The following is a 15744-nucleotide window of genomic DNA, read 5'->3' on the forward strand; positions in this document are numbered from 1 at the left end:
TAACTGGTCGGGTCGGGCGCGCTGTTGGGTGTCTGAGGGTGCGAGCGTTGCTCGCCCTTCGCGATGCCGGCCCCAGTGAACTCAGCCTTCGGGTTGGGGTGGTGGGTGGCTGGTCGTTGCTTGAGAACTGCACAGTGGACGCGAGCATCTGTGGCCAAGTTTTTAAGGGCGCACGGTGGATGCCTTGGCACCAGGAACCGATGAAGGACGTGGGAGGCCGCGATAGGCCCCGGGGAGCTGTCAACCGAGCTTTGATCCGGGGGTGTCCGAATGGGGAAACCCGGCAGTCGTCATGGGCTGTCACCCGCTGCTGAACACATAGGCAGTGTGGAGGGAACGCGGGGAAGTGAAACATCTCAGTACCCGCAGGAAGAGAAAACAACCGTGATTCCGGGAGTAGTGGCGAGCGAAACTGGATGAGGCCAAACCAGTCACGTGTGATACCCGGCAGGGGTTGCGTGGTTGGGGTTGTGGGAGTTCTCTTGATCGGTCTGCCGGCCGGTCGGCGAGTCAGAAACCGTTGATGTAGGCGAAGGGCATGCGAAAGGCCCGGCGTAGAGGGTAAGACCCCCGTAGCTGAAACATTGACGGCTTGCTTGAGAATCACCCAAGTAGCACGGGGCCCGAGAAATCCCGTGTGAATCTGGCGGGACCACCCGTTAAGCCTAAATATTCCCTGGTGACCGATAGCGGATAGTACCGTGAGGGAATGGTGAAAAGTACCGCGGGAGCGGAGTGAAATAGTACCTGAAACCGTGTGCCTACAAGCCGTGGGAGCGTCGCGCAGAGATTTTGTCTTTGCGTCGTGACTGCGTGCCTTTTGAAGAATGAGCCTGCGAGTTTGCGGTATGTTGCGAGGTTAACCCGTGTGGGGAAGCCGTAGCGAAAGCGAGTCCGAATAGGGCGGTTGAGTAGCATGCTCAAGACCCGAAGCGGAGTGATCTAGCCATGGGCAGGTTGAAGCGGAGGTAAGACTTCGTGGAGGACCGAACCCACCAGGGTTGAAAACCTGGGGGATGACCTGTGGTTAGGGGTGAAAGGCCAATCAAACTCCGTGATAGCTGGTTCTCCCCGAAATGCATTTAGGTGCAGCGTCGTGTGTTTCTTGCCGGAGGTAGAGCACTGGATAGGCGATGGGCCCTACCGGGTTACTGACCTTAGCCAAACTCCGAATGCCGGTAAGTGAGAGCGCGGCAGTGAGACTGTGGGGGATAAGCTCCATGGTCGAGAGGGAAACAGCCCAGAGCATCGACTAAGGCCCCTAAGCGTGTGCTAAGTGGGAAAGGATGTGGAGTCGCAGAGACAACCAGGAGGTTGGCTTAGAAGCAGCCATCCTTGAAAGAGTGCGTAATAGCTCACTGGTCAAGTGATTCCGCGCCGACAATGTAGCGGGGCTCAAGCACACCGCCGAAGTCATGTCATTGCGATATTACTCCTAACGGGGATCGTGATGGGTAGGGGAGCGTCGTGTGCCGGGTGAAGCAGCCGCGGAAGCGAGTTGTGGACGGTTCACGAGTGAGAATGCAGGCATGAGTAGCGATACAAGAGTGGGAAACTCTTGCGCCGATTGACTAAGGGTTCCTGGGTCAAGCTGATCTGCCCAGGGTAAGTCGGGACCTAAGGCGAGGCCGACAGGCGTAGTCGATGGACAACCGGTTGATATTCCGGTACCCGCTTTGGAGCGCCCAATACTGAATCAGGCGATGCTAAGTCCGTGAAGCCGCCCTGATCTCTTCGGAGTTGAGGGGAGTGGTGGAGCCGACGGACCAGACTTGTAGTAGGTAAGCGATGGGGTGACGCAGGAAGGTAGTCCAGCCCGGGCGGTGGTTGTCCCGGGGTAAGGGTGTAGCCCGAGAGATAGGCAAATCCGTCTCTCATATAAGGGTGAGACCTGATGCCGAGCCGATTGTGGTGAAGTGGATGATCCTATGCTGTCGAGAAAAGCCTCTAGCGAGCTTCATGGCGGCCCGTACCCTAAACCGACTCAGGTGGTCAGGTAGAGAATACCGAGGCGTTCGGGTGAACTATGGTTAAGGAACTCGGCAAAATGCCCCCGTAACTTCGGGAGAAGGGGGGCCATTTCCGGTGAGGGAACTTGCTTCCTGAGCTGGGGGTGGCCGCAGAGACCAGCGAGAAGCGACTGTTTACTAAAAACACAGGTCCGTGCGAAGCCGTAAGGCGATGTATACGGACTGACGCCTGCCCGGTGCTGGAACGTTAAGGGGACCGGTTAGTCAATCTTCGGGTTGGCGAAGCTGAGAACTTAAGCGCCAGTAAACGGCGGTGGTAACTATAACCATCCTAAGGTAGCGAAATTCCTTGTCGGGTAAGTTCCGACCTGCACGAATGGCGTAACGACTTCTCGACTGTCTCAACCATAGGCCCGGTGAAATTGCATTACGAGTAAAGATGCTCGTTTCGCGCAGCAGGACGGAAAGACCCCGGGACCTTTACTATAGCTTGATATTGGTGTTCGGTTCGGCTTGTGTAGGATAGGTGGGAGACTTTGAAGCGCCAACGCCAGTTGGTGTGGAGTCGTTGTTGAAATACCACTCTGGTCGTGCTGGATGTCTAACCTGGGTCCGTGATCCGGATCAGGGACAGTGTCTGGTGGGTAGTTTAACTGGGGCGGTTGCCTCCTAAAGGGTAACGGAGGCGCCCAAAGGTTCCCTCAGCCTGGTTGGCAATCAGGTGTTGAGTGTAAGTGCACAAGGGAGCTTGACTGTGAGACTGACGGGTCGAGCAGGTACGAAAGTAGGGACTAGTGATCCGGCGGTGGCTTGTGGAAGCGCCGTCGCTCAACGGATAAAAGGTACCCCGGGGATAACAGGCTGATCTTCCCCAAGAGTCCATATCGACGGGATGGTTTGGCACCTCGATGTCGGCTCGTCGCATCCTGGGGCTGGAGTCGGTCCCAAGGGTTGGGCTGTTCGCCCATTAAAGCGGTACGCGAGCTGGGTTTAGAACGTCGTGAGACAGTTCGGTCCCTATCCGCTGTGCGCGTAGGAGTCTTGAGAAGGGCTGTCCCTAGTACGAGAGGACCGGGACGGACGAACCTCTGGTGTGCCAGTTGTCCTGCCAAGGGCATGGCTGGTTGGCTACGTTCGGAAAGGATAACCGCTGAAAGCATCTAAGCGGGAAGCCTGCTTCGAGATGAGGGCTCCCTCCCACTTGATGGGGTAAGGCTCCCAGTAGACGACTGGGTTGATAGGCCAGATATGGAAGCATCGTAAGGTGTGGAGTTGACTGGTACTAATAGGCCGAGGGCTTGTCCTCAGTTGCTCGCGTCCACTGTGTAGGTTCTGAAGTAACGAACTCGCCTTGTCGGCTGGAGTTTGTTTTCTTCATAGTGTTTCGGTGGTTATTGCGTTAGGGAAACGCCCGGTTACATTTCGAACCCGGAAGCTAAGCCTTTCAGCGCCGATGGTACTGCAGGGGGGACCCTGTGGGAGAGTAGGACGCCGCCGAACAATTTTTGAAAAAGCCTCGTCGGGAACTTCGGTTCCCGACGAGGCTTTTTTGCGTTGTGCCTGTGTGCCGTGTTGTGCCCGTGCACCTTTCAGTACGGCGGGTGCAGGTAGGTACGCTCGAAGGTATGCGCTATGGCCTGATCATTTTCGATAATGACGGTGTCCTTGTGGACAGCGAGCCGATCTCCAATCAGATCCTTGCCGCCTGTCTGACGGAGTTGGGCCACCCGACCACGTACGAGGAGTCATTGCGCGACTTCATGGGGGGATCCGTGCAGCGGGTGCGCGATGTGGTGCGGGAGAGGAGCGGCCGGCCGCTGCCGGAGGACTTCGAGATCGGCTTCCATACGCGTGTGTTCGAGGAGTTCCGTCGGCGGCTGACAGCCGTGCCGGGCGTGGGGACGGTGCTGGAAAAGCTCTCCGCGGACGACGTGCCGTACTGCGTCGGGTCGTCCGGGAGCCATGAGCGGATTCGGGTGGCGCTGACGAAGACCGGGCTGTTCGATCGGTTCGGAGAGGGCCGGATCTTCTCGTCGCAGGATGTGGGGCGGGGGAAGCCGGCGCCCGATCTGTTTCTGCACGCGGCCCGGGAGATGGGCGTCGCGCCGGGCCGGTGTGCGGTGGTCGAGGACAGCCCGCTGGGAGTGCGGGCGGCGGTGGCCGCGGGGATGGACGTGTACGGGTTCACCGCGATGACGCCGGCGGAGGAGCTGGCGGGGGCCGGTGCCACCGTGCTGTTCACCGATATGGCGGAACTGCCCCGGTTGCTGCTGTAGGGATGTCGTCCGCATGAGGGGATGCCGGCTGGACGGATGAGGGGATGTCGTCCGGATGAACGGTTGCCGACCCTTCGTATGTCAGTGGGAATTGGTCGGGTGATCCATCTACCCAGTGGTAGACGGGAGTTCTAGGCTGACCGGCCATGACGGACCCACAGGAACGAGGAGCGCGGCTGCGGCACGGTCGGGTCTCGCTTGCCCTCAGCTTCTGCGTCCAGGGTGTGGTGTTCGCCCTGCTGGTGACCCGAATACCGGCGATCCAGGTGCGGTACGGGATCCCGGACGGGCTGCTGCCGGTCTTCCTGGCGGCGGTTCCGGTGCTCGCCGGGGCCGGCAGCGTCGGTACCGAGCACCTGGTCAAGCGGGTGCGGCCGAGTGTGGTGCTGCGGTGTGTGCAGCCGGTGGTGTGTGTGGCGCTGCTGGCCGTCGGCTCGGTCGGTTCGGTGGCGCAAGTGGCCGTTGCGCTCGGTGTGTTCGGGCTGTCGGTGGGCGCCCTGGACGCGTCGATGAACATGCTCGGGGTGAGCCTCCAGCGGGCGTACGGTCGGAGCATCATGCTCGGCTTCCACGCCGCGTACAGCCTGGGCGGGATCGTGGGCGCCTCGTTGGCGTGGGCGGGCGCGCACTGGAAGCTGTCGCTGGCGCTGCTGTACGGGCCGGTGGTGGCTCTCCTGGTACCGCTGGCGCTGGTCGTAGGCCGGTGGTTCGTGGACGGCTGCGGGCGGGCGGCGACCGCGGGTGCGGAGGGGGCGGAGGCCGGGACTCCGGTCGCCATGCGGCTGCTGCTGCCGTTGTGCCTGGTGATGACGTTCGCGTACATCGGGGACTCGACGGTCTCCAACTGGAGCGCGAAGTATCTGCAGGACGTCCTGGGCAGCTCGGAGCAGCTGGCGACCGTGCCGTACAACGTCTACATGGTGACGACGCTGCTGGGGCGGGCCGTCGGGGACCTGGGGGTACGGCGCTTCGGGCCGGTCGCGGTGGTGCGGACCGGGGCGGTGGTGGCGGCGGTCGGCTTCGCGGTGGTGGCGGCGGCGCCCGGGGCGTGGGTGGGGATGGCGGGCTTCACGCTGCTGGGGCTCGGGCTGTGTGTGATCGTGCCGCAGACGTTCGCCGCGGCGGGGCGGCACGCCTTCGAGCAGCACGGCCCGGGGGCTTCGGACACGACCGTCGCGCGGCTGAACATCTTCAACTATGTGGGCTTTCTGATCGGCTCCCCGCTGGTGGGCGCGCTCGGCGACGCATGGAGCTATCGCGGGGCGATGCTGGTGCCGATGGCGCTGGTCCTGGTCACGTTGGTCCATGCCCGCTCGTTCGGGTCAGCTCCGGCCCGATACGGTGACGACCATGAGCGGTCGCGCACAGCTGATGTGGGACGAGGCGGTAACGGGCTATGACTTCGGGCCGGGGCACCCGATGGACCCCGTCCGGCTCGCCCTGACCATGCGCCTGGTGGAGGCGTACGAGCTCGACCGCGGGCCGCTGGAGGTGGTCGCGGCCAAGCCGGCCGGGGATTCCACGCTGCGGCTGGTGCACCGCGAGGACTACATCGAGGCGGTCCGTCGGGCCTCCGCCGACCCCGATTCGGCGGATGGCGCGTACGGGCTGGGGACGCCGGACGACCCGGCGTTCGCGGGGATGCACGAGGCGTCGGCGCTGATCGCCGGTCAGTCGGTGGGGGCCGCGGAGGCGGTCTGGCGCGGTGACGTGCTGCACGCGGTGAACTTCGCCGGCGGGCTGCACCACGCGATGCCCGGCGGCGCGTCCGGCTTCTGCATCTACAACGACGCGGCGCTGGCGGTCGCCCGGCTGCTGGAGCTGGGCGCCGAACGGGTGGCGTACGTGGATGTGGACGTGCACCACGGCGACGGCGTCCAGGCGGCGTTCTGGGAGGACCCGCGGGTGCTGACGATCTCGCTGCACGAGCATCCGCGGACGCTGTTCCCGCAGACCGGCTGGCCGGAGGAGACCGGCGGGCAGGGCGCGGAGGGCAGCGCGGTGAACGTGGCGCTGCCGGCCGGGACGGGCGACGCGGGCTGGCTGCGGGCCTTCCACGCGGTGGTGCCCGAGTTGCTGGCGGCGTTCCGGCCGCAGGCCCTGGTCACCCAGCACGGTGCGGACACCCACTTCGAGGACCCGCTCGCGCATCTCGCGGTGAGCCTGGACGCGCAGCGCGCGGTGGCCGAGTCCTGCCACGCGCTGGCCCACGAGCATGCGGACGGCCGCTGGGTCGCGCTCGGTGGCGGCGGCTACGAGGTCGTGGACGTGGTGCCGCGCAGCTGGACGCATCTGACGGCGATCGCGGCGGGCCGGCCGATCGAACCGACCTCGATGGTGCCGCCGGCCTGGCGGCACGAAGTGTTCCGCAGGACGCGGCAGTTGGCGCCGCAGCGGATGACGGACGGAAGGACGCCCACCTGGCGGGACTTCGCCGAGGGCGGTTACGACCCGGCCGACCGGCTGGACCAGGCGGTGCTGGCCACCCGCCGGGCGGTGTTCCCGGCGCACGGGCTGCTGCCGTAGGGCTGCTCCGGAACGGGCGCCGCACGGGCGGCGGGCCCTTGCGGCGCGGCCCCCGGTGCCGTCCGGCGCCGGTGCCCCCAGATGTGTGACTACCCGTCGGTTAGGGCATTGGCTCCCCGGTCAACGGGTCAGCATGGGGCCCGTGTTGGGCACCGGTGCGCTGCGGGCGCACCTGATCGAGGCGCGGCTCGCGGGGACGATCGCGACCGTGCGGGAGAAGAGTCTGCGGCGCTATCTGCTCTTCTCGGCGCGCGATCCCCGGGTATTGCTGGGGCTCGATCCGGAAGGGGACTGGGCGTTCGGTGAAGTTCTGCGGCTGATGGGACAGGAGTGCGGGATTTCGGTCGATCCCGCACACACTTCAGGCCCTGATGTGATCGATCCGGATCGCACGATCGCGGGGCTGGACCGTTTCGCGGACCGGGTCGGCGTGGCGGCCCGCCGCCGGGTGCCGGTGCTGCTCGGCACCGGGCATCCGCACCGGCTGCTGGAGTTCTACGCCGTGCTTGCAGACGCTCTCTCGTCGGCGGGCTGCCCTGTCCTCACCCCCGCGTATGGCCACCGTGTCGACATAGCGACCCGGTTCGGCGTACGCACCGGGGTCCTCGATTACGTACGGGGAGTCGCGGTGATGCGCGAAACCGGCGTGCGGGGCGCGGCCGGTACAGGGGGCGTGCACACCCATTCCCCGCTCCCCGTACGGACCGCTCTCGATGCCGCGGCGGCGGCCGCGGAACAGCTTCCCGCCCTGGTCATCGGGGACCATGGCTGGGTCTGTGGGGCAGGTCAGCTGGGTATCGAGGCCATCGGCCTGGCGGACACCGACGACCCGGCGCTGTTCGTCGGGCAGGCGGAGGGGCGGGTGTCGGCGGTGGTGCCGCTCGATGACGGGGTAGAGGCTGTTCACTATCGCCCCCTGACGCGGTATGTACTGGATCGGGCACGTCTGTCCCGGTAGGCGGTCGTTCGCTGCTCCTCTTCCCCACTCGCATCACCCGCCCCTAATCTGGGGAGTGAACGCATGGCGACGAAGAGTCACCGGAGGGGAAGCCGGTGACCGTCTTATGCGGAAGGTGCAGGTGTGTGATGGCTGCGGACCAGAAGCCTCTGAACGAGGTTGTGTTTTTGACAGTGGCGGAAGTCGCCACGGTGATGCGAGTGTCGAAGATGACCGTGTACCGCTTGGTGCACAGCGGTCATCTGCCCGCGATCCGCGTGGGGCGGTCCTTCCGGGTGCCGGAGCAGGCGGTCCACGACTATCTCCGTGAGTCGTTTGTGGGGGTGGAATCGGCCTGACGGGCCTTTGGGGACCCTCGGATTACGCCGTACGCCCGGCGCCGGGTAGGCTGGCCCGATGTAGGTAGTGTGGGCTCGGACGCCCCGCACCGAGTGATTCGAAGTGAGCGAGGGTAGTCGTGGGCTCTGTTATCAAGAAGCGGCGCAAGCGGATGGCCAAGAAGAAGCACCGCAAGCTGCTCAAGCGCACCCGTGTTCAGCGTCGTAACAAGAAGTAAGCGACGCTGATCGCGATTTCGCGGCCCCTTATCGCCCCTGGGCGATAAGGGGCCGCGGCGCTTGTGTGGGCCGTATGGACGGTGGTCGTACGCAAATGTCGTTACGGGCATCGTGCGGTCATCACCGCGCAACACCGACCGGCTAGCGTGAGCCGGACAGCTCGGCTCGGCTGGCAGCCGCTGTGGGAAGGAGGGCTGATCTTGGGCAACGTCGTGCTCGTCACGGGAGCCGCACGGCAGCTGGGGGGCCGGTTCGTCCGCAGGATCCAGCGTGATCCCGACGTCGACCGGGTGATCGGGGTCGACGCCGTGCCACCGGAGCACCATCTGGGCGGTGCCGAATTCCTCAAGGCCGATATCCGGCATCCGGCGATCGCCAGGGTCCTGGCGGAGACCGGCGTCGACACCGTCGTCCACATGGACATCAACGGCACGCCCCTGGGCAGCCGCGGCAGCCGGGCCTCCGTCAAGGAGACCAACGTCATCGGGACCATGCAGCTGCTCGGCGCCTGCCAGAAGTCCCCGAACGTCCAGCGCGTGGTCATCAAGTCCAGCACCAGCGTCTACGGCTCCGCACCCCGCGACCCGGCCGTCTTCACCGAGAACACCCCGCCCAAGTCGCTGTCCAGCGGCGGCTTCGCCAAGGACACCGTCGAAGTCGAGGGGTACGTACGCGGCTTCGCCCGGCGCCGGCCCGACGTGGCGGTGTGCGTGCTGCGCTTCGCCAACATCCTCGGCCCGTGCGCGGACTCCCCGCTCGCCGAGTACTTCTCGCTCCCCGTGCTGCCGACCGTCCTCGGCTACGACCCCCGGCTCCAGTTCGTCCACGAGGACGACGCGATCGAGGTGCTGCGGATCGCCGCCGCCGAGCCGCGCCGGGGCACGCTCAACAGCGGCACCTTCAACATCGCCGGCGACGGCGTCCTGCTGCTCTCGCAGACCTCCCGGCGACTGGGGCGGCCCACGCTGCCGCTGTTCCTGCCGACGGTGACCTGGGCCGGTACGGCGCTGCGGTCCATCGGCATCACGGACTTCTCCCCGGAACAGATCCGGATGCTCACGCACGGACGGGTCGTCGAGACCACGCAGATGCGCGAGACACTGGGGTTCCACCCGCAGTACACGACGGCGGAGACCTTCGCGGAATTCGCCCGCAGCCGCGGACCCGGGCTGCTGCCGCCCGAGTCCCTCGCCCGCACCGTCGACCGGCTCGCCGGCGTGCTGACCGCACGCGGCGGCCCGACCCAGTGAGGAGTTCACCCACGATGGCGGACGCCAAGGTCATTCCCTTCGGCGAGGAACCCCGGGCGCGCCGGAAGGCCAGGCGGGCCGGGCGCGGCACGGCGCTGGCGACCGTACCGGAAGCGCGCACCGATCCGGAGCCGGCGGCATCCCCGCCGCCGAGCACCGGCCGCACCCTGGACGAACGGATCGCGGGTGGGCTGAACTTCCTGCGCCGGCGGATCACCGGCGACTACGAGGTCGACGACTTCGGCTACGACAAGGAGCTGACCGACCAGGTCCTGATGTCGTTGCTGCGGCCGTTCTACGAGAAGTACTTCCGGGTCGAGGTGAAGGGCCTGGAGAACATCCCGTCCGAGGGCGGCGCGCTGGTCGTCGCCAACCACTCCGGGACGCTGCCGCTGGACGGCCTGATGCTCCAGGTCGCGGTGCACGACAACCACCCGGCGACGCGCCATCTGCGGCTGCTGGCGGCCGACTTGGTGTTCGTGCTGCCGGTGATAAACGAGCTCGCGCGCAAGGCCGGGCACACCCTCGCCTGCGCCGAGGACGCCCAGCGGCTGCTGGAGCGCGGCGAGATCGTCGGGGTGATGCCGGAGGGCTTCAAGGGCATCGGCAAGCCCTTCGCGGACCGCTACAAGCTCCAGCGCTTCGGGCGGGGCGGCTTCGTCTCGACGGCGCTGAAGGCCGGGGTGCCGATCGTGCCGTGCTCCATCGTGGGCGCGGAGGAGATCTATCCGATGATCGGGAACGCCAAGACGCTGGCGCGGGTGCTGGGGCTGCCGTATTTCCCCGTCACGCCGACGTTCCCGTGGCTGGGGCCGCTGGGGGCGGTGCCGCTGCCGACGAAGTGGACGATCCAGTTCGGCGAGCCCATCGCGACGGACGGCTTTCCGCCGGAGGCCGCGGACGATCCGATGCTGATGTTCAACCTGACCGACCAGGTCCGGGAGACGATCCAGCACACCCTCTACAAGCTGCTGGTGCAGCGGCGCTCGGTGTTCTTCTGAGGGAAGGACCGGAAGAACACCGAGCGCGCGGCAGCTGCCGTACGGGCCGTACGGGGTGCTACCTGGGCGACTCCTCGCCGTCGATGCCCAGACCGGGAAGCAGCCCTGGCAGCAGCGGTGGGAGGGTGACATCGGGCCGGCCGATGGCGTCCTTGCCATGGCTGCCGTCGTGCGGGGACGGACTGCCTCCCTTGCCGGGCGGGTTGAGCAGACCGCCCGTATTGCCGCCGAGCAGGCCCTCGTGCTCCTGGGAGGGCGACGCCGACGGGCGGGGCCGCTGGGAGCCGCTGCCCTGGGCCTCGGTGCCCGTATCGCCGTTCTGCGGCGACGGGCGGCTGTCCCCGCCGGCCGCGGTGCCCCCGCCGGCGGATGTGCCGCGGTGGTGGCTGCGGCTGTCCGGGCCCGACGGCAGCAGCGGGCCGACCTCGTCGTCTATGGCGGCGAAGACCGAACTGACCTGGTCGCGCACGTCCATGAGCTGCACCGGGAGCTTGTCGCGCAGCTGCGTCCAGGTGTGGCGGTGCGACCGGGTGAAGGAGTTCAGCGCCTGGATGGGGCCGAGCGAGCCGTTGCGCTCGTAGGCGGCGTGCAGCAGGCGGTGACCTTCGCCCGCGTCGTGCCGGACGCCGGAGAGGGCCTTGCGGACCTCGCCGAGCGCTTCGTGGTCGAGGCTGGTCGCCCGGCCGCGCTCCATCAGGCGACGGGCCTCCAGCATGCGGGTGGAAGCCTGGTCGAGATAGAGCTGCCCGCGGTCGGAGTCGTCGTCGGCCAGGGTGAGCCGAAGGTCCTCCATGCCGCGCTTGAGGCCGTAGAGCGAGTCACCGGGAAGGGCGTCGGTGCTGGCCGCGGCGACGCCGCTGAACGCCCCGGCGGCCACGCCGACCGTCAGTCCGCCCGCTGCCAGCCCCTTGGACAGACGGGAGCGCGGGCGCAGCCGGCCGATCGCTTTGCCGGCGCGGTGCGTGCCCCCCCGTTCGCGTTGCTCGGGCACCCGGGCGTCGCCGGACGAGGCGCCTTCGGCGAAGGCGGCCTCCATCGCTGCGATGAGCTGGGCGCGCTGGACAGTCTTGACCTCGGCGGCCATTTCCGGCCTCGGGAGCTCCCCGAGGCCGTCGGCGACCGCCAACAGCCGTGCTTCTCCCGGCGCCTGCGCCGGATTGTCGACCTGGTCCTCGGTCGCCGCGCCCTTGAGCTCCTGCTCCTCCAGGGCCTGGGCGAAGGCGTTGGCCCGCCGGTGCACGGAGACATTCGCGATCACGGGCGGCACCTCCTCTCGTCATCCCGCTCGGCTCCCCGGACTGGCTTGGACTATCCAGACGGGCCGGATGGTTGCACGCCTTGTCCGAGCCACTCGATCGAGTGAGGGGCGGCGGACATGGCGTGACCGCTTGGAGCCTGCATTCCGGACAACGAGCGGCTCGGCACTCGGGTTACGCACTCACGATGATCTGACCGACCGGGCATGACCGGTCACCAACGGTGAGCGGTTGAGGGGGTGTTGGGGGTGGCGGAGGGGTGCTGGGGGTCAGCGGGCGTCTTCGGGGAGGAGCCGCGCCAGGGTGCGGACGGCCCGGTACTGGAGGGTCTTGATCGCGCCCTCGTTCTTGCCCATGACGCGGGCGGTCTCGGCGACCGAGAGGCCCTGCAGGAAGCGAAGGGTGACGCATTCCTGCTGCTGGGGGTTGAGCTTGCGTACCGCCTCCAACAGGGCGGCGTTGGAGAGGGATTCGAGGACCGAGTCCTCGGGGCTGCGCTCGACCTCGTTGGCGTCGAGCATCTCTCCGGTGGTGACTTCCAGGCGGAAGCGGGAGGACTTGAAGTGGTCGGCGACGAGGTTGCGGGCGATGGTCACCAGCCAGGCGCCGAAGTCGCGGCCCTGCCAGGTGAACGTGCCGATGCGGCGCAGGGCGCGCAGGAAGGTCTCGCTGGTGAGGTCCTCGGCCGTGGCGCGGCCTCCGACCCGGTAGTAGATGTAGCGGTAGACCGTGTCGGCGTACTGGTCGTAGAGGCGGCCGAAGGCGTCGGCCTCGCCGGCCTGGGCGCGTTCGACGAGGTCCATCATGCGGCGGCTGTCGCTGTCGGCGGGGCGCCGCGCGGTGGCCGTGCCGGTGCCGGCGCGGCGGGTTCTGCCGGCGGCAGCGGCCTTGCCGACCGCAGCGCTCCCGTCGGCCAGGGCGTAGCAGGGGCCGGCGGGGATGGCTGAGGCGAATGCGGGGACGGCGTACGCGGTGGGGACAAAACTGCGCAGGTGGTCGACGAGCGTCGTACGCAGCGTAGCCAGGCCCGAGGCGTCAACCCCGACGTGTGGGTACACGGGACTCCCAGAGGCAGAGCTTCCATCACGTGCAGTGCGGGACCGTTCACTCGTCGTAGGGACGTGTGGGTTCCGGATTGCGTCTGAGGAGAATAACGCTTCGTACAGGCAGCGCTACACCCAGTTGCTCAAATCATCGATTACTTACGTTCCGTGTCCGGTTGGTGGCGGATCAAGTATCGAATATTGAGCAACTACTGATCGGAAGGGAGCGCAATCTGCCTGGTTGGAAGGCGTGTTGTGGCTAACCGGCAGGAAAGGGACTGGCGGGGCGGCGGCGGGGGTAGGGAGTGCGGTTGGCCCGCCGCGTCGCCCGGTGATCAGTGCTGGTCAGCGGCGGCGGCGCTGGAGGGCGACCGCGGCCGCCGCGCCGCCCGCGAGGGCACCCACACCGGCGGCCGCCGGGATGCCGATCCTGACGGCCTTGCGCCCCGTTCGGTAGTCGCGCAGCCGCCACCCCTGCTCCCGGGCGTGCTTGCGCAACCGGGTGTCGGGGTTGATCGCGTAGGGGTGGCCGACCAGCGACAGCATCGGGATGTCGTTGGCGGAGTCGCTGTAGGCGGCGCAGTGGGACAGCTCCAGGCCCTCGGCGGCGGCCAGCGCGCGGACCGCCTCGGCCTTGGCCGGGCCGTGCAGCGGCTCGCCCACCAGCTTGCCCGTGTAGACCCCGCCCACCGACTCGGCGACGGTGCCGAGGGCGCCGGTCAGGCCCAGCCGGCGGGCGATGATCGTCGCGGTCTCGACGGGGGCGGCGGTGACCAGCCAGACCTTCTGGCCGGCGTCGAGGTGGGCCTGGGCGAGCGCGCGGGTGCCGGGCCAGACGCGCTCGGCCATGTACTCGTCGTAGATCTCCTCGCCGATGGACATCAGCTCGGCGACTCGGTGGCCCTGGACGATGGACAGGGCGCTGTTGCGGACGTCCGCCATGTGCTCGGAGTTCTCGCCGGCCAGCCGGAAGTAGATCTGCTGCCAGGCGAAGCGGGCCAGGTCGCGCTTGTGGAAGAAGTGCCGTTTGTACAGGCCGCGGCCGAAGTGGTAGAGCGCGGCGCCCTGCATCACGGTGTTGTCGAGGTCGAAGAAGGCGGCGGCCGCCTCGTCCCCGGCGACCGGGAACTCGGGCTCGGCCGGGGCGGCCTCCTCCGGTGGCGCCTCCTGGGAGGACTTCCGGGCGGCCTCGGCCGCGGCCTCGCCGGCCAGCACGCTGCGTGCGGTGGCGGGTCGTCTGCGGCGGGTGAACCATCCCGCTGAGAAGTGCGCTCCGGCGGGACTTTTGGCGGGGCGGTGGGCGGGCGACGGGCGGGCCATGCGGCTAGCGTAGCCAGTTTGTTCGGTGCAGCCGGTTACGGGCGCGTGTCAGGCGACCCCTGGCCTGCCGACGGATGCGTTACGGCCAACCCGTGGGGCCGTTTTCCGCGGGCCGTACGAGGTCCGTACGGGGCTTTGCGGGGGTGTGGGGCGCTCAGGCGCCCAGTGCGGTGCGCAGCCGCCGGGGGTCCACCCGCCAGAAGTCGTGCTGGGCGCCGTCGACGAGGACGACCGGAATCTGTTCCCAGTACTTGTGGTGCAGCTCGGCGTCCTCGGTGATGTCCTTCTTCTCCCAGGACGCGCCGGTCTCCGCGCAGACCTTCTCGATCACCGCCTGCGCGTCGTCGCACAGATGGCAGCCCGGCTTTCCGATGAGGGTGACCATCCGGTCGGCGGGGTTCTTGCGGGGGGCGCGGCCGATTGAGCCGAACAGGGGAGCCATGGGGCCATTGTGCCGGTTCGCAGCGGCGCCGCCGGGGCGGCCGGTCGATTACCATCGATGGGCGATTTGTAGGTTTCCGGGGGTATGGCGGTGAGGAGTGAGGGCGCGTGCTCCCGTCGGTGCTGCCGCGGATTGCCGGTGGCGCGAGTGAACGGTGTGACGTGGGAGTTGGTTCCGCGAATGCTTGTAAAAGCCGCGTGACCCCTATCACTTTGGCCGGACAAAGCGGACACTATCTTTGTGCACGCGTTCACAAAGACATAGCCTGCAGAAGACGGGGCGGTCGGGTTTCTCGCGGCCGCCTGCAGCCCCGCTCTACCCGCAGGAGCACCGTGGCAACTGGCCGAACTCACCGACCGGCGACCCGAAGCCGAGGCATCCCCGAGGCCACCGTCGCCCGGCTACCGCTGTATCTGCGCGCACTGACCGCGCTCTCCGAGCGCTCGGTCCCCACGGTCTCGTCCGAGGAGCTCGCGGCCGCGGCGGGGGTCAACTCCGCGAAGCTGCGCAAGGACTTCTCCTACCTCGGCTCCTACGGGACCCGGGGCGTCGGGTACGACGTGGAGTACCTCGTCTACCAGATCTCGCGGGAGCTCGGCCTGACCCAGGACTGGCCGGTCGTCATCGTCGGTATCGGTAATCTCGGCGCCGCGCTCGCCAACTACGGCGGGTTCGCCTCCCGCGGCTTCCGGGTCGCCGCGCTGATCGACGCCGACCCGGCCATGGCCGGCAAGCCGGTCGCGGGTATCGCGGTCCAGCACACCGATGAGCTGGAGCACATCATCGAGGACAACGGCGTGTCGATCGGCGTCATCGCGACGCCGGCGGGCGCGGCCCAGCAGGTCTGCGACCGGCTGGTCGCCGCCGGGGTCACCTCGATCCTCAACTTCGCGCCGACCGTGCTGACCGTCCCGGACGGGGTGGACGTCCGCAAGGTCGACCTGTCGATAGAGCTGCAGATCCTCGCCTTCCACGAGCAGCGCAAGGCGGGCGAGGAGACCGGCCACGAGAGCGCGGCGCCGGCCCCGGTGGCCGACACCGGCGCCGTCGCGGCCGACCGCAAGGGACCTGACGGGGACGTCCCCGCCGTGATGCCGGCATGAACGAGCGCACCACCGGACGGCGCACCCCGTGCGCCCGCCGTG

13 protein-coding genes and 2 rRNA genes are annotated in these 15744 nt (G+C 67.5%); 11 read left to right on the forward strand and 4 right to left on the reverse strand.

Translation table 11 applies throughout. From position 1 onward, the window contains the following. The first annotated feature begins 152 nt into the window (after window positions 1–152). The 10 genes from GR130_RS01535 to GR130_RS01580 all read left to right on the forward strand — a co-directional run bounded on the left by GR130_RS01535 (window position 153) and on the right by GR130_RS01580 (window position 10538). Window positions 153–3276: ribosomal RNA gene (locus tag GR130_RS01535) — 23S ribosomal RNA — on the forward strand. Window positions 3277–3353: 77 nt separating this feature from the next. Further along, window positions 3354–3470, forward strand: a 5S ribosomal RNA gene (rrf, locus tag GR130_RS01540). Between the two features lie 125 nt (window positions 3471–3595). Then, window positions 3596–4246 (forward strand): HAD family hydrolase, encoded by a 651-nt coding sequence (locus tag GR130_RS01545; protein WP_159503043.1) that lies wholly within the window; start codon window positions 3596–3598, stop codon window positions 4244–4246. 146 nt (window positions 4247–4392) lie between these two features. Further along, on the forward strand, window positions 4393–5646 hold the full coding sequence (locus GR130_RS01550; RefSeq protein WP_159503044.1) for an MFS transporter: 1254 nt from the start codon (window positions 4393–4395) through the stop codon (window positions 5644–5646). Beyond that, window positions 5597–6772, forward strand: a complete 1176-nt coding sequence (locus tag GR130_RS01555) for an acetoin utilization protein AcuC (RefSeq protein ID WP_159503045.1) — start codon at window positions 5597–5599, stop codon at window positions 6770–6772. The genes GR130_RS01550 and GR130_RS01555 overlap by 50 nt, the downstream gene beginning before the upstream one ends. A gap of 142 nt (window positions 6773–6914) precedes the next feature. Further along, window positions 6915–7730, forward strand: coding sequence for a phosphatase (locus GR130_RS01560; RefSeq protein ID WP_159503046.1), 816 nt, complete (start codon window positions 6915–6917; stop codon window positions 7728–7730). Window positions 7731–7858: 128 nt separating this feature from the next. Beyond that, window positions 7859–8068 (forward strand): helix-turn-helix domain-containing protein, encoded by a 210-nt coding sequence (locus tag GR130_RS01565; RefSeq protein WP_033271009.1) that lies wholly within the window; start codon window positions 7859–7861, stop codon window positions 8066–8068. 119 nt (window positions 8069–8187) lie between these two features. After that, window positions 8188–8286, forward strand: a complete 99-nt coding sequence (locus tag GR130_RS01570) for a 30S ribosomal protein bS22 (RefSeq protein WP_003948845.1) — start codon at window positions 8188–8190, stop codon at window positions 8284–8286. Window positions 8287–8487: 201 nt separating this feature from the next. Beyond that, window positions 8488–9537 (forward strand): NAD-dependent epimerase/dehydratase family protein, encoded by a 1050-nt coding sequence (locus tag GR130_RS01575; protein ID WP_159503047.1) that lies wholly within the window; start codon window positions 8488–8490, stop codon window positions 9535–9537. Between the two features lie 14 nt (window positions 9538–9551). After that, window positions 9552–10538: a lysophospholipid acyltransferase family protein gene (locus GR130_RS01580; RefSeq protein WP_159503048.1), complete on the forward strand. Its 987-nt coding sequence runs from the start codon at window positions 9552–9554 to the stop codon at window positions 10536–10538. Between the two features lie 58 nt (window positions 10539–10596). Here GR130_RS01580 and GR130_RS01585 read toward each other — a convergent pair whose 3' ends face one another. The 4 genes from GR130_RS01585 to GR130_RS01600 all read right to left on the reverse strand — a co-directional run bounded on the left by GR130_RS01585 (window position 10597) and on the right by GR130_RS01600 (window position 14599). Continuing rightward, window positions 10597–11796: a DUF5667 domain-containing protein gene (locus GR130_RS01585; RefSeq protein ID WP_159503049.1), complete on the reverse strand. Its 1200-nt coding sequence runs from the start codon at window positions 11794–11796 to the stop codon at window positions 10597–10599. Window positions 11797–12063: 267 nt separating this feature from the next. Then, window positions 12064–12852, reverse strand: a complete 789-nt coding sequence (locus GR130_RS01590) for an ECF subfamily RNA polymerase sigma factor, BldN family (RefSeq protein WP_159503050.1) — start codon at window positions 12850–12852, stop codon at window positions 12064–12066. Window positions 12853–13182: 330 nt separating this feature from the next. Next, window positions 13183–14052: an HAD family hydrolase gene (locus tag GR130_RS01595; protein ID WP_443043747.1), complete on the reverse strand. Its 870-nt coding sequence runs from the start codon at window positions 14050–14052 to the stop codon at window positions 13183–13185. Between the two features lie 259 nt (window positions 14053–14311). Further along, window positions 14312–14599, reverse strand: a complete 288-nt coding sequence (locus tag GR130_RS01600) for a glutaredoxin family protein (RefSeq protein WP_159503052.1) — start codon at window positions 14597–14599, stop codon at window positions 14312–14314. A 332-nt stretch (window positions 14600–14931) separates the two neighbouring features. Here GR130_RS01600 and GR130_RS01605 point away from each other — a divergent pair, with 332 nt between their 5' ends. Next, complete coding sequence (locus GR130_RS01605) at window positions 14932–15702, forward strand: redox-sensing transcriptional repressor Rex (protein WP_159503053.1); 771 nt, start codon at window positions 14932–14934, stop codon at window positions 15700–15702. Window positions 15703–15744: the final 42 nt, after the last annotated feature.

Origin of the sequence: Streptomyces sp. GS7 (genome assembly GCF_009834125.1) — a bacterium.
Taxonomy (GTDB): Bacteria; Actinomycetota; Actinomycetes; order Streptomycetales; family Streptomycetaceae; genus Streptomyces.

Excerpts from the sequence above, each read along its gene's own strand:
- GR130_RS01550 (WP_159503044.1), top strand. The coding sequence starts at position 4,393 with ATGACGGACCCACAGGAACGAGGAGCGCGGCTGCGGCACGGTCGGGTC.
- GR130_RS01600 (WP_159503052.1), bottom strand. The coding sequence starts at position 14,599 with ATGGCTCCCCTGTTCGGCTCAATCGGCCGCGCCCCCCGCAAGAACCCC.
- GR130_RS01580 (WP_159503048.1), top strand. The coding sequence starts at position 9,552 with ATGGCGGACGCCAAGGTCATTCCCTTCGGCGAGGAACCCCGGGCGCGC.
- GR130_RS01555 (WP_159503045.1), top strand. The coding sequence starts at position 5,597 with ATGAGCGGTCGCGCACAGCTGATGTGGGACGAGGCGGTAACGGGCTAT.
- GR130_RS01565 (WP_033271009.1), top strand. The coding sequence starts at position 7,859 with ATGGCTGCGGACCAGAAGCCTCTGAACGAGGTTGTGTTTTTGACAGTG.
- GR130_RS01545 (WP_159503043.1), top strand. The coding sequence starts at position 3,596 with ATGCGCTATGGCCTGATCATTTTCGATAATGACGGTGTCCTTGTGGAC.